Origin of the sequence: Flavobacterium anhuiense, assembly GCF_050990855.1 — a bacterium.
Lineage (GTDB): Bacteria > Bacteroidota > Bacteroidia > Flavobacteriales > Flavobacteriaceae > Flavobacterium > Flavobacterium anhuiense_C.
On the sequence record NZ_CP158861.1, the window covers coordinates 4,299,084 to 4,314,017 of the forward strand.

9 protein-coding genes are annotated in these 14,934 nt (G+C 35.7%); all 9 read right to left on the reverse strand.

What is annotated here, in order from left to right; all coding sequences use genetic code 11:
• Positions 1–5: 5 nt before the first annotated feature.
• The 9 genes from ABTV69_RS18865 to ABTV69_RS18905 all read right to left on the reverse strand — a co-directional run bounded on the left by ABTV69_RS18865 (position 6) and on the right by ABTV69_RS18905 (position 14,853).
• Complete coding sequence (locus ABTV69_RS18865) at positions 6–1,490, reverse strand: alpha-L-fucosidase (protein WP_433831522.1); 1,485 nt, start codon at positions 1,488–1,490, stop codon at positions 6–8.
• A gap of 57 nt (positions 1,491–1,547) precedes the next feature.
• Entirely contained in the window at positions 1,548–3,398 is a 1,851-nt protein-coding gene (locus ABTV69_RS18870) for a glycoside hydrolase family 35 protein (RefSeq protein ID WP_433831524.1), read from the reverse strand.
• A 12-nt stretch (positions 3,399–3,410) separates the two neighbouring features.
• Positions 3,411–5,723 carry a beta-N-acetylhexosaminidase gene (locus ABTV69_RS18875; protein ID WP_433831526.1) on the reverse strand — a complete coding sequence of 771 codons (2,313 nt, stop codon included), beginning with the start codon at positions 5,721–5,723 and terminating at the stop codon, positions 3,411–3,413.
• 399 nt (positions 5,724–6,122) lie between these two features.
• On the reverse strand, positions 6,123–7,148 hold the full coding sequence (locus ABTV69_RS18880) for an isoaspartyl peptidase/L-asparaginase family protein (RefSeq protein ID WP_433831528.1): 1,026 nt from the start codon (positions 7,146–7,148) through the stop codon (positions 6,123–6,125).
• A gap of 89 nt (positions 7,149–7,237) precedes the next feature.
• Positions 7,238–8,356 (reverse strand): putative glycoside hydrolase, encoded by a 1,119-nt coding sequence (locus tag ABTV69_RS18885; RefSeq protein ID WP_433831530.1) that lies wholly within the window; start codon positions 8,354–8,356, stop codon positions 7,238–7,240.
• Positions 8,331–9,398, reverse strand: coding sequence for a carbohydrate-binding family 9-like protein (locus ABTV69_RS18890; protein WP_433831531.1), 1,068 nt, complete (start codon positions 9,396–9,398; stop codon positions 8,331–8,333). The genes ABTV69_RS18885 and ABTV69_RS18890 overlap by 26 nt, the downstream gene beginning before the upstream one ends.
• A 7-nt stretch (positions 9,399–9,405) precedes the next feature.
• On the reverse strand, positions 9,406–10,371 hold the full coding sequence (locus ABTV69_RS18895; protein WP_433831533.1) for a glycoside hydrolase family 130 protein: 966 nt from the start codon (positions 10,369–10,371) through the stop codon (positions 9,406–9,408).
• A 341-nt stretch (positions 10,372–10,712) separates the two neighbouring features.
• Positions 10,713–12,590, reverse strand: coding sequence for a sodium:solute symporter family protein (locus ABTV69_RS18900; RefSeq protein WP_433831535.1), 1,878 nt, complete (start codon positions 12,588–12,590; stop codon positions 10,713–10,715).
• A gap of 22 nt (positions 12,591–12,612) precedes the next feature.
• The gene (locus ABTV69_RS18905; RefSeq protein ID WP_433831537.1) at positions 12,613–14,853 is read right to left on the reverse strand and encodes a GH92 family glycosyl hydrolase; all 2,241 of its coding nucleotides are present in this window, start codon (positions 14,851–14,853) and stop codon (positions 12,613–12,615) included.
• Between the last annotated feature and the right edge of the window lie 81 nt (positions 14,854–14,934).

Consider the following 14,934-nt stretch of genomic DNA (forward strand, 5'->3'; position numbering starts at 1 on the left):
CATTCTTATCTGTTAATCGCTTCGATTTTTAATGTCCAAGCTTCTTTTGCAGGAAGATTGTTTCTTAAGCTTTCTGGAATAACTACTTTAAATCCGTTTCCTTCTTTTGTCCATTTTAAAGAAGTTTTAGAACCTAACATGGTAATTTTTGTTCCTTTTTTAGGACTGATTGCTTTTACTGTAACTTCAGCTGGAATTTTATCTTCTCCTTCTTTCGCTAAATAAAACGCAAATACATTTCCGGCTTTATTTTGTGTAAAACAAATATTTTCTTCTTTGTAAGGCTCGATTGGTTTTGTGTTGTAAATCGCTGTGCTGTTTACTTTCATCCAATCTCCGTAAGCTTGTAATAATTCATAAGCACCTTTATCCCACTCTCCTTCTGGACTTGGCGCAACGTTTAATAATAAGTTTCCACCTTTTGCTACAATATCAATTAATAAATGAATTCCTTGTCTTCCAGTCATGTAAGTTGCACCTGGAGAATAAGACCATCCACCGCCAGCTGGAATACAAGATTCCCATGGGTAAGGCAAAGTTTTAGCAGGAACACGTCCTTCTGGAGTTAAGTAGTTTTGGTTTTTACCGTGAACTGCTCTGTCAACTACGATTAATCCTGGTTGTTTTGCTCGCGCTTTTACAACCAATTCATCCATTTTCGGATCTTGATCAACAACTCTGTGTTTAATGAAACCGTTTTTAGATTCGTTTTCTGTAAACTTCTCATCGTAGTTTTCTTTGATGTTTACTTGATCTCTTTTTCTAACCCATCCTCCATCTAACCATAAGATGTCTACTTTACCGTAGTTTGATAAAATTTCTAAGATTTGGTTATGAGTAAAATCAACGTATTTCTGCCATTTTTCTGGATATAATGAAGGATCGTAGTTTACGTTTCTGTCGAATGGCGGAAAGTATGGATCCCAGTAGTTTTCGTTATGCCAGTCTGGTTTAGAGAAATAAGCTCCTGTTGAAATTCCTTCTCCTCTAAAAGAATTGAAAATTTCTTTTAAAACATCTGCTTTTGGATTGGTATGGAAAGGAACGTCTTTACTCGTAATCTTATAATCAGAATATTTAGTGTCGTACATATTAAATCCGTCATGGTGTTTTGTAGTGAAAACCATGTATTTCATTCCCGCATATTTAGCCGCTTTTGCCCATTTTGCAGGGTCGAATTTTACTGGATTGAATGTTTTTCTTAATCCTTCATAATCTTTTATATAATCATTATAATTGGATGGGTTGCTGCCTTTTTTACGCTCACACCATCCGTAATCTTCTGGACAAATAGACCAAGACTCTACAATACCCCACTGGCTGTAAGTTCCCCAGTGCATTAGCAAACCAAATTTTTTGCCTTGCCATTCATCTAGGTTTTTTAATACTAACGGATCTGTTTCTGGTACGTATCTTTCATCTTCATAAATCGCCTGAGCGAAAATCTGAGCTGAAAATAAAAGGGCGATAATGAATATTCCTCTTTTCATCTTTAATCTATTTATTAGGTTTTATTTATTCTTTTGTTTTTTGTCTAATAGGTTTTCTTAATTTAACTTTTCAAGTATCGGCTGGTCTGTAAAAGTTAATTCTGTTTGGTTATTTTCATTAAGCTGTTCCAATACAACAAACTTATTTTCACCTGCTTTCAACCAACAGCCTGGCACATAAAGCGTTTGTTGCGGTCCTACTTTCCAGTAGCGTCCAAGATTGTGTCCGTTTACGAATACAATTCCTTTTCCCCAATTTGTCATATCAAGAAAAGTGTCTGATGGTTTATCTATATTTACTGAAGCTTCATATAAAACTGGACGTCCAGGTTTTACCGTTTCATTTTTAATAACAGGCACATCATTCATCGGCATTTTATACATTTCCCATCCCCCACTAATTTCATATTCATTTAAATATACTGGAGAGATAATTCCTTTAGTATTATGTACTATTTCGGCACCGTAATTAATACGTCCCATATTTTCCACTAAAATTTCCAAAATACCGTTAAAAGGAATCGTAACTGTCAACTCGTAGTTCTTGAAAACTCTATTGAGTTCACCCGATTTAACTCCGTTTACATAAACTGTAGCAAAGTCTCTCAATCCTTCAATTTTTAATTTACCAGAAATAGGTTGCGTAAATCTTTTTCTATACAAAACATATCCATGTCCTTGATCCAATTTTTCAAATGTTAAGGGTTGATCATTTACAACAGGTTTTTCTTTTTTTATCCAACTTAAAACATCCATATTGGATTTGATAGTCTGATTAGGATATTTTGCAACTGGAATTTTTTCTGGAATCGGTGCTAATTTCGTTTTAGAATACTTTTGCATTACGTCACGTATCGCCATATATTTTGGTGTTGCCCAACCTGCTTCGCTAATAGGCGCATCATAATCATAGCTTGTAATATCAGGCTGAATATCCATTTCTTCATTATAATTTGCGCCAGAAGTAAATCCGAAATTAGTACCCCCATGTACCATATAATAATTGAAAGAAACTCCTGCATCAAGATATTTTTTAGTTTGACTTGCAATCTCCTCAGATCCAATTCTAATAAATGGTTCTGCCCAATGATCTAACCAGCCAGAATAAAACTCTGCCACCATATAAGGCCCTTGCCCTTTATGGTATTTATCAACTTCCTTCTTTAAATTATCAATATTTGATTCTCCATTTGCAGTTGGCAAAACACCTTCGACACTACCGCCTTCAAACAACCAAGTACCATCAGAAGTAAAAAAAGGTTCTGGAAATCCTGTTTCTTTCAGCATATTGTAAATTGCAGTTTTGTATGCCTTATGATCCTCAGCTTTAATATCTGTTCTTTGAGAAACATACGAACCAAATTCATTTTCAGCCTGAACCATAATAATTGGCCCACCTTGATTAGCAAAAAGTCCTTTTACCTCTGCATACAAATGTTCCATATAGGTTTTACAAGCTTCTAAAAATGCTTTGTTATTGGTACGAATAACTAAATCTGGATTATTTTGCAGCCACCAAGGGTATCCTCCAAATTCCCATTCACCACAAGCATATGGTCCTGGCCTAAGAATTACATACAATCCTTCACTTTTAGCAAGACGAATAAACTCTGCCAAATTTTTATTTCCTGTTTTAAAATCCCACACACCTGGCGCTATTTCGTGATAATTCCAAAATACATAGGTAGCTACAGTATTCAATCCCATAGCTTTGATCATTTGCAATCTATGTTTCCAATATTCTTTTGGAATACGCTCATAGTGCATTTCACCTGAATGTATTTTAATAACTTTCCCGTCTTGCTTAAATTCCCCATTAGATATAGAAAATCCTTTTGTTTGCGCCTTACTAAAAAAAGGCATCAAACAAATCACTAATAACCCGAGCTTAAATAATATCTTATTCATTTTCTTAAATAATTAATCAATTAAAATTTCATCGACAAATAACCAAGAGCTTTCTCCTTTTGGACTTTTCTTTAAGTTGCCTGCAATTACTTTTACAAAACGTGCATTTTGTTTTTGGAAATTGATTTTAAAATCTTTCAATTCTGGAACTGCATTTACAGCATAAGGACGCATAATTTTCCCTACCTGAGTATATTTAACTCCGTCTGTAGAAATCAACACCTTAACTTGAATTGGAAAATTAACTCCTGCTCCTTGGCTTTCTAAAGCGCCTACTTTTACCTGCTCAATACTTTCTATTTTTTCTAGGTCAATTACCAATTCCATATCGTTAACCAACCACGCTTGCCATTGCCCGTCATGGAAATTTTTGCTTCCGCGAATGGTGTTAACCATAGTATTAGCGTCTCCTTTATAACTCTGATTGAAAGGCGTTAAGTATTTCACTTTTTTTGCAAATGCTTTATGGAAAACAATGGTATCAGTATACATTTTTCCAACTGGTTTGTCATCTTGAAATAAAGACGCTTTTAAAACAGTAGTTGCTGCGATTGCAATTGGACTTGTGTATTTTATTGCATGGTGATCAATACTTTGATTTCCTAAAACGTAACGAATGTCTGGATTAGGAAACTCGTTTTTCAACTCTACCTTGATTTGTTTATTAGGTAAATCAGCTGTTGATGAAGCAGTAACCAAATAAGCACTTTTTGCATAATTGATTCCTAAGTAGTCATAGCGTTTAAATAAGAAGAACAATCTCGACGTAAAATCATTCCAATCGCGTTTCTCTTTTGGACTCCATAACGTTTCTGATAATGCTGCCAATCTTGGGAAAATCATATACTCAGAATCTTTTGGCAATGCTAAATGTTCTGCCCATAAATTTGCCTGTCCTCCTAGAACATGTGCAGCTTCCTGAGGTGTCATAGTTGCAACTACAGGATCAAATTTGTACACTTCGCTTAACGGATTATAAGCATCAAAAGCTAAAGGTTCTTCGTTTTGTGGCCCTTGATAAAAGTTGAAATAACAAGGAGATTCTGGAGTCATAATCACATCATGACCTTGATCTGCAGCTTCAATTCCACCTTTCATTCCTCTCCAGCTCATAACCGTCGCATCTGGAGCTAAACCACCTTCTAAAATTTCATCCCAACCGATCACTCTTTTACCTTTTGAGTTGATGTATTTTTCCATACGTTTTACAAAATAGCTTTGTAATTCGTCAACACTTTTTAAATGTTCGTCTTTGATTCTTTTTTGGCAATGCGGACATTTTGCCCAATTCGTTTTGGTTGCTTCATCGCCACCAATATGAATATATTTTGAAGGGAAAATCGTAATTACTTCATCTATTACATTTTGTAAAAACTCGAAAGTCGATTCTTTTCCTGCACAATAAATATCTGTTAAAGGCCAAACGCCACCAGATGGGACACCAATTCTTTGATTGAAACAAGCCAATTCTGGATAAGCCGCAATTGCACTGCTGACGTGAGCTGGCATTTCGATCTCAGGAATAATTTCAATTCCTTTAGCTGAAGCATATTTTACAATTTCTCTTAATTCATCTTGAGTAAAAAATCCTCCGTAAGTTCCTTTTTCATCAGGATTTGTAGTCAATCTGGCATTCCAACTTGTGTTTTCCTGATCGACTCTCCACGCACCCACTTCTGTAAGTTTTGGATATTTTTTAATTTCAATTCTCCAGCCCTGATCATCAACTAAATGCATATGTAAAACGTTCATTTTGTGCATTGCCAAACGATCAATCGTAGCCAGAACATAATTTTTATCAAAAAAATGACGCGATAAATCCAACATTAAACCTCTCCATTTGAAACGAGGTTCATCGTTAATTGTTAAACTTGGAATCTCCCATTTTGCAGAAGTGATGCCATATTTACTTTCAATTGCTTCTGGAAGTAATTGCCTAACACTTTCTAAACCGTATAAAAATCCAATATTTCCTTTCGCAGAAATCACAATGCTTGATGGATTAACGTCTAAAACGTAAGCTTCATTTTTTAAGTTTGGATCTACTTTAAACTGAACAAAATTGCTTACTGGAGCTTTTGTTGTCGTTTCTGGTTTCCAACCTGCAGCCACTTCAAATTTAGAAGCCAAAGCATTTGCAGCATCTTTCTGGAAATCACCGTTTACGACAAACTTAGTATCTTTTGTAAATTCAAAAACACCTGTTTTAATAAGAGTCTGACTCGGTTTAGGAATGATGCGAATATCACTTTCCGTGTAAATTTTCTGCGAATGAGCAGAGAAAACTGAAGTGATTAAGGTTAATAGGAATAGTATTTTTTTCATTCTTTGTTTTTTGGTTTCCTTCTTAATTTCTTATTTGAAAGAATAAGAGAGATAGTTTTTTTGTTTAGTTTGTCATTTCGATTGAAAAGAGCAATGACAAATGTTGCGTCTAATCTTTGTCTTCAACGGATTAAAATCCGTCGCTATAATATGTTTCGTTCCTATGGAACTTTTACGAAAGAGCCTTCGGCTCAAACATATTGTAGGGGTGGATTTTAATCCATCCATTTTGCAAAGTTGTTTGCTATTAATTTCGTTTTTTTTGTCATTTCGACGAAGGAGAAATCTTCGCGAGTAGCTCCTCATAGTAACTCACCAATCTTTGTAGAGTTTCTTATGGAGATTTCTCCTTCGTCGAAATGACAAATATTGCGTTTAATCCATTTAAAACGTCATAAATTATTTATTATCCCAAGACATTTTAAATTTTGCGTCTTCCATTCTGTGACCTTTTGCATCATCAGAAACCGCGTAATTAAATCCTGATCTTAAGCTGTAACCTGCGTATTCACCATTTTTATTTAAAGCAATAAAACCAACTTGCAGGTATTCCATGTCTTTGTGGTTTTTATGTTTGTTGTAAATACGTTCGGTAATTTCTTTACAAGCATCATAAGGCGATTTTCCCTGACGCATTAATTCGACAACCATTGCGCTTCCAGCAGTTCTAATTACAGCTTCCCCTAAACCTGTTGCCGCTGCAGCTCCTACTTCGTTGTCCAAGAAAAGACCCGCGCCGATTATTGGGGAGTCACCGACGCGTCCGTGCATTTTCCAAGCTGCACCGCTCGTGGTACATCCGCCAGAAAGGTTGCCATCTTGGTCTAACATTAGCATGCTTATGGTATCGTGATTTTCTATATTAATAACTGGCTTGTATTTAGAGTCTTCCAGCCATTTTTTCCAGTCTTTTTCAGATTCTGGAGTTAGTAAATTTTCTTCTTTAAATCCTTCTGACAAAGCAAATTGCAACGCACCTTGTCCCGCTAACATAACGTGTGGCGTATTTTGCAAAACTCTTTTTGCAACAGAGATAGGGTGCTTAATTCCTTGCAAGAAACAAACAGAACCGCAGTTGCTGTTATGATCCATAATACAGGCATCAAGAGTCACTTTTCCTTCGCGATCTGGATATCCTCCGTAACCAACACTGCGAACAGTTGGATCGGCTTCTGGAATTTTCATTCCAGCTTCGATAGCATCCAAAGCTGATTTTCCTTCTTTTAGGTTTTTCCAAGATTCTTTATTCGCAGGCAAACCATGATTCCATGTCGAGATGATAATCGGTTTGGTCTGTTTTTTTTCTTTTGATTCAGCTTCTGGTTCATTTTCGTGATTTGCAGCAAATCCGCTTACGCCCAAAACAGAACTAATGGCTAAGGTGCCTAAAGTTGTTTTCTTTATAAAATCTCTTCTATTTGACATGTCTTTTGGTTTAAATTCAACTTTCAGAAACCGATGTTCTTAATGTTGCTAAATTAATCAGTAATAATTTTTAATCCCAGTAAAATCGATTATAACGCCGATTTTACCTCTTTAATCGTCTTTAAATTACTATCTGATAAAGCATTTCCGTCAAAAAACGAAACTCCAGTTGCACCATTTTTCTTAGCTTCTAAAATCGCTTCTTTCAATTCTGCATCCGATTTTAGACCTGGAATGTAAATTCCAGTATTTACTTTCGTTGGTTTTCCTTCTAAATCGGCTACGCCTTGTTTTGTTGCGTAACCCACCCAGTCAATTTCTTCATCATAAAAACTATGATAAATCATTGGATATACTTCATCAATATTCCATTTATCCCAACGCTGACGCACCATATGATCTGCCATTTCTGGATAAGGAAATACTGCTGCCGTTAATTTTTTATTGTGTTTATGAGCGATTTTGTAAGCATCGTCAACCACGGCTTTTACAGCATTTAATCTGAAATTTTTCCATTCCATATCAATTGCAGTATTGTGGCTTTGTTTTGGATTTTTATGATGTTCTTTTTCGAATTTGCTTACACAAGCATCACAATAACAGAAATCAAATTGAGGCAATTCTACATCTTGAACCAAGTTGTATTTTGGCAATAAACTGATTGGCAAAAAAATATCTGGGAAACGAATGTAATCTAAATGTACACTTTCGATTCCTTCTACTTTTGCTAAACCTTCAACTAAACCTAAAACATGGTTTCTAGATTCTTCTTTAGTCGGACAAAGCCATTGATAATAATCTACATACGGACGGTTATCAAAACAAGATTTTCCTTCTTTGCTTACCTGATACCAATCTGGATGCTGTAATGCAACTGAATCATTTGGGCGGTTTATTGCCATAATCCAAGCGTGCACTTTTAGTCCTTCTTTTGTTGCAAGCGGAACTAATCTTGCTAATAGTTTTGGGTCGGTTTGGGTGTTAATCAACACTTCATCAATACCGCCGTCTTTGTATTTTTTAAATTCTTTCGAATAATCTGCATCCGATTTTTTAGCGTCAGCAGTCGTCCAAACACCAAAAGTGAATTTTCCGTTTTCTTCTGCTTTAGCGTCTTTTTGTCCGCATGAGAATAAACTCAGCGAAAGCGCAAGAACTATAATTTTTGAAAAGTTCTGTAACTTATTCTTTCGTAATAATTTTACCATCTTCTTTAATTATTAAGGTTTTGTTTGAAAAAGGACTCTTTACCAAGATATTAAATCCTGATGAATGATTTTCTAAAACTGGTTTTAAAGTCTTTCCGTCCACCACTATATTTTTTTTACTGATACTTTGAAGTGATTCCGCCCAAGATTTATTCTTTTCAAAATATCTTTTTTGAGCGCGATACAACGTATACAGTTCCCATTTTACCTTTTCTTCCTGCGGAATTGAAAATTTATCATTGCTTTCTTTCGATGAGAAGTATACATAAGCCCATTTTTCGGGCTCATGCATATTTATCACTCCCATAGGCGACCAAACCCAATTGTATTCTGGGAGAAATTTTCCTTCCTTATCTTTTTTGCGTTCGTATTTTCCATCAACAATATCATGTTGCCAATTCACTCTTGAGAAATTCACTTTCCAAAATTTATCCCTCGGAACAATATCATCGAAATAAGATGTTTTATAAACCGACCACGGAATTGCAATTTCTAATGTCCAGCCTTTATCAATATCTGAAGCATTATTTAAAGTTCCGTCAATTTTTACAGCCGATTTTAATCCGTCGATATTCCAGTCGTTTAAAACCGTATTTTTTTCTCTGTAAGGTTTATTGATGAATAAATCCCAAGCAGTGTTCAACGCATTAATTTCCAATTCATAATAATTATGAGTATCATTATCGGGATCAATAAAAACCTCAAAATCATTATTATAAAAAATAATGGTGTCGCGTTGTCTTAGATTTGCCCAAACGTGAGGCTCTTCTATTTTTGCTAGGATATAGTAGTAATTATCGTCCCATAACATTTTGACTTGAGTCTTGTATTTTGGAGTTTCAACGCCTTCTATGTCTACAAAAGGTGTTGTCCAAGCTGCTTTTTCCCAAGCTTTATCTGTGCCGTCTCCGTCAATAACAATTTCTTTTGAAGTTTTATACGCAATATAACTTTTAGGACTGACCTCCTTTTCAGATTGCGCATAACTCATCAATCCAACAAAAAAAACGGCAAGGGACAATAATTTACTTCTACTATGCATCTTTATATTATAAACTATTATCTTTTGTAAACTGAATTACTTCACTTAATTTCCCGAAAGCAATTGCTACGTGAGTATCTGCCGCACCGTAATAAACCGCTAATTTATCTTCTTCTGTATCGTGTAAAGCAGCGCAAGGGAAAACTACGTTTGGAACATCTCCAACCATTTCATAAGTTTCTGCTGGACCCAATAGATAAGGTTGTGTTCTGTATTTTACTTGATCTGGAGAATCAACATCTAAAAGCGCGGAACCCATTGCATAACGGAAGCCGTTGCAAGTATTGATCACTCCGTGGTAAATCATTAACCATCCTTCGTCAGTTAAAATCGGGATTGGTCCTGCTCCTACTTTTGTACATTGCCAAGCACTTTGCTCAAACGGAGATGGTTTCATAACCAATCTGTGTTCTCCCCAATATTTCATATCTGGGCTGTAGCTAATCCAGATATCTCCAAATGGCGTATGTCCGTTATCACTTGGACGGCTTAACATGGCATATTTTCCGTTTATTTTTTGAGGGAATAAAACTCCGTTTCTGTTGAATGGTAAAAAAGCATTTTCGCATTGGAAAAATTCTTTAAAATCGAAAGTATAACCAATACCGATAGTTGGTCCGTTGTAACCATTACACCAAGTAATCCAGTAACGGTCTTCGATCCAAACCACACGAGGGTCATATTTATAAGCAGATTCGATCATTTCTGTATTACCAGATTTCATCTCGATTGGTTCGTGATTAATGTCCCAATTGATACCATCTTTACTGAAACCAGCAAATATGTTCATTTGAACCGCTTTGTTATCACATCTGAAAACCCCAGCATATCCGTCTCCAAAAGGTACAACTGCACTATTGAATATACTGTTTGATGAAGGAATCGAATATCTATCGATAATTGGATTCTCAGAATATCTCCACATTACATCTTTACTGTTTTCGGGTCTGTCTTGCCAAGGAATAGTACTCATTTTGTTTGTTTTTTTATTTATTAGTTTTTTTTCTTGTTTTTGTTTTGAGTGCTTATTTTATTAGAATATCCACTCAGTTTTGTCATTTCGACGAAGGAGACTCGAGCGATAGCGAACAGACGGAGTAAATCTCCGCAAGAAGCTCCGCAATCCTTATCGCTAATCTTTGTAGATTTCCGATGCGTTCCCATAGTTGAAACTATGGGCTATGTTGCCAATCTTTGTAGAGTTTCGAGTGTGATTCCTCGTTCCTCGGAATGACAAACTGCAAAGAAACTCTCAACTCTAAAATCTTGCTTCTTGCTTCTAAAATCTTTCTTCTATTTTCTTTCTTCTAAAATCTACTCTTCTATCTTTCGAACTCTATCCAACCAAGTAAATTTCAAAATTGTCGTTGTTATCAAGAAAACCGCTAATGCCACTAATGCTTTCGGATAATCTCTGATAATGAAATAAATCGGAAGCAGAATCATACTAGACTGCCAAACAATTCCGATGATACAATTCATCATATCTAAATAGAAATCATTATTTTTTTGGAAAGATTGATTTTCCGCTTTTAATTCTTTATAAACTGGATTCCAGAATCCCCAAGGTCTAACATTTGAATAGAAAGATTTTAAAACTTCCATATCTGTAGGTTTGCTTAAGTAAGTTCCTAAAAGACAACCTAAAATTGACATTCCGAAAATTAATGGAAATAAGTAAATGGATGGTACTTGCGAAAGATCGTGCAAGAAAGTTCCAGCTGCAAGATTTCCTTTGTTTTGATCTAAAATAAACTGAAGAGAAGCCGCAATTAATCCTCCGACCATTCCCCAGAAATAACCCCATCCGTTGAAACGCCACCAAATCCATTTTAAGAAGTTGGCTGCAACGTAACCTCCGTACAGCGCACTTGTAATCCAAAGTGTTAACGAGTTGATAGAATCTGCGAAGAATCCCATGAAAACTCCAAGGCCAACCACCAAGAAAGAAGAAATCTGGCTTACTTTAATATAGTGCTTGTTTGAAGCAACTGGCTTGAAATATTTTTTATAAATATCATTTACAATATACGCTGGCCCTGCATTTACGAAAGCAGAGAATCCAGACATGAAAGCAGCTAATAAACCTGCCAAAAGAATTCCTTTAATTCCAACTGGAATATAAAGATTCACCACTTTTGGCATTAATAATTCTAGATCTGCACCTGTTAAATTTACGTTTGCATTTAATTCTGGAGCTAGATTCACTAAAGCAATTACCACAATTCCTGTAATTAATAAATATCTAGGAATGAATAAAATCAAATTCGTGAACCCGCTCATGTAAGCTGCTTCTTTTACTGATTTTGTAGAAAGAACACGTTGTAAATCGTAACTTGGAGTTGGTCCAGCCACACTCGCGAAGAATCCTTTGAAAAGTGTCATTCCGATGAAAGCGCCAAACATTTTGTAACCTTCCGTATCAATTAATCTGTTGAATGTTTCGAATTTATCGCTCCATTGCGTTTCAAATTCCCATCCAAAGAAAACATTTTTCCATTCTGGTGTAATAACCGAATTGATTTGAATATCTGTATAATTAATGAAGGCATAACCAGCGATTAAAACTCCAGCCACAATCATAATAATATATTGTACAACCTCTGTCGCTACTACCGAAAACATTCCGCCCTTTACAGTATAGATAGTAGTTAAGAAAATGATTAACAATGCATAAGCCTGTTCTGAAGTCAAGAAAACGCCTCCATTCATGTGAACTGTCAAATCCCAAGGAAGAATAATCGTTACAAATTTTCCGATTCCAACAAAGAAATAAGCGATGAAACCAATAGTAGAAATGATTGCAAAAATTGCCACAATAATATGTGAAGCTTTTCCTGCCTGATCGCTTCCAAAACGAGTTAGAATCCATTCAGAACCCGTCATGACCTTCGATCTTCTGATCCAGACTGCGAGAAACATCATGACAAAAATCTGATTCCAAATTGGCCAAAGCCACATAAACATGAAGCTTTTTACTCCATATAAAAATAAAACTCCAATCATCCAGGAAGTTCCTGAAACATCAAACATTCCTGAGCCATTGCTCAATCCTAAAAAATACCATTTGATTGATTTTCCGCCAAGGAAATAATCGTCAAGTCCTTTTGATGCTTTTCTTGAAATCCAAATTCCTATACCAACCGAGAGTACGATATAGATTAAAATGATTGATACGTCTATTATGTTCATTAAATTATTTATTTTGAGTTAGTTAGTTCAGACCCCAGTTTTTGTTTGGCTGTGCTCCCATTACAAAATGAAGCACACCGCCTTTTAGCATTTCTTGGTGAGAAATGGCTGTTTTATTCAATGCTTTTCCGTTTAAAGTAGCCGATTGGATATAGAAATTTTTGTTTGAAACATTCTCTGCTTCAATCACAAAAGTTTTTCCGTTTGGAAGATTTAAAGTTGATTTTTCGAAAATCGGACTTCCAATTTCGTATTCTCCAGAAGCTGGATTCATTGGGTATAATCCCATTGAACTGAATACGTACCAAGCTGACATTTGTCCGCAGTCTTCGTTTCCGCTCAAACCGTTCGCAGTCGTATTATATTGCGTGTCCAAAATATGGCGCACCCAATATTGCGTTCTCCAAGGCTGTCCAGCGTGATTAAACATATAAGCAATGTGGTGACTTGGCTCGTTTCCGTGTGCATATTGCCCGATCAAACCAGAAATATCTGCCGAAACATTGTTTCCTGTAATCTCAGAACTTTCGGTAAATAATTGTTCTAGACGTTTTGTAAAAATGTCGTTTCCTCCGTGAAGCTTAATAAAATTGTCCACATTATGAGGTACAAACCAGCTGTGTTGCCAAGCATTTCCTTCTGTATAATCGGTATGTTCTCTGTGGTTAGAGTGTTTTGGGTCGAAAGGCTCGTTCCAAGATTTTCCATCTTCTGATTTTCCTCTCATGAAACCAGATTTCGCATCAAATAAATACTCGTAGGCTTTTGCACGTTTAGAGAAGAACTCATAATCGGCTTGTTTGCCTAAAGCTTTTGCCATTTGCGCTACGCACCAATCATCGTAAGCATATTCTAAAGTAATAGTAACCGATTCGTCTAATAAATTATAAGGAATGTATCCGTATTTTTTGTAGAAATTCAATCCGCGTTCGTCTTGCATCATGGTTGCTTTCATTGCTTCAAAAGCTTTTTCAGCATCAAAACCTTTTATACCTTTTAGATAAGCATCAGCAATAACCGGAATCGAATGATATCCTGTCATCGTATTGGTTTCATTAGCGTATAAAGTCCAAACCGGAAGTATCTTTTTAGTTTCGTAATACGCCAACATCGAATTAACCATATCTGAAACTCGATTCGGATCTAAAATAGTAAGCAGCGGATTTTCAGCTCTAAAGGTATCCCAAAGCGATAAAGTAGAGTAAGCCGTATAATTTTTTGAAGTAACAATTTTATCGTCTTCCGTTCTAAATTGTCCGTTTTTATCGCTGTACGTTACCGGCGCAACTTGAGCGTGGTATAAAGCTGTGTAAAAAATTGTTTTTAAGGAATCAATTGGAGTTTCAACTGTAATTTTGCTTAAAGCTTTGTTCCAAACTGCGGAAGCATCTGTTTTTACTTTTTCAAATTGCTGATTTTCTTTGTCTAAATTATCTTTCGCATTAGCGATACTAACTGAAGAAAGTGCTACTTTCACGCCTAATTCTTTAGATTTTTTACCATCGAAGAATAATTGCAACGATGTATTTTCACCTTCAACATTTTTTCCTGAAACTACTTTTTTGTCAGCAGTAATAATAGATTCTGTAATAGGTTTAGAAAACTTCGCTACAAAAAATACTTTCTGATTTTTTGCCCAGCCTGTACTGAAACGGTAACCGCTAATCGTGTTTTCGTCTTCAACTGTAATAGCTGTTTTTGTTGCTTTGTCCCAATTAATAGCAAAACCTAAATCGACCACAACAGATTGTGTGTCGTTAGTAGCATAGGTATACTTATGGTAAGCGGTTCTTTGGGTAGAAGTTAATTCTACATTGATTTTAGGATCTTCAAGAAAAACTTGGTAATAACCCGGTATTGCTTTTTCGTTAACATGACTATATTTTGATTTATACGGTAGGAAATCGCGTGATGCGGCTTTGGCGGTTAAGTCTAACTTTTTGTTTGTCGGCATAAATAAAATATCTGCCAGATCACCGATTCCTGTCCCGCTTAAATGTAAATGACTAAATCCAGAAACTATGGAGTCAGAATAATGATAGCCAGAACACCAGTCCCAGCTCGAAATTCCATTATCAGGACTCACTTGCAGCATCCCAAAAGGAACTGTTGCACCCGGATACGTATGTCCGTGACCTCCAGTACCTATGAAAGGATCTACATAATTTGTTGCAAAACTTTGTTGATGTTGATTTTTATCTACATTTATTTTGCAACTTGCAGTAAAAATTACCGTCAGAGAAAGCAGCGTAATTTTCCTCATATCAAAACAATATTAATTTAACTTTAAATTTAGATAAATTCAACTTTTACCAAAATATTTTTAGACGGACGACATTTAAAC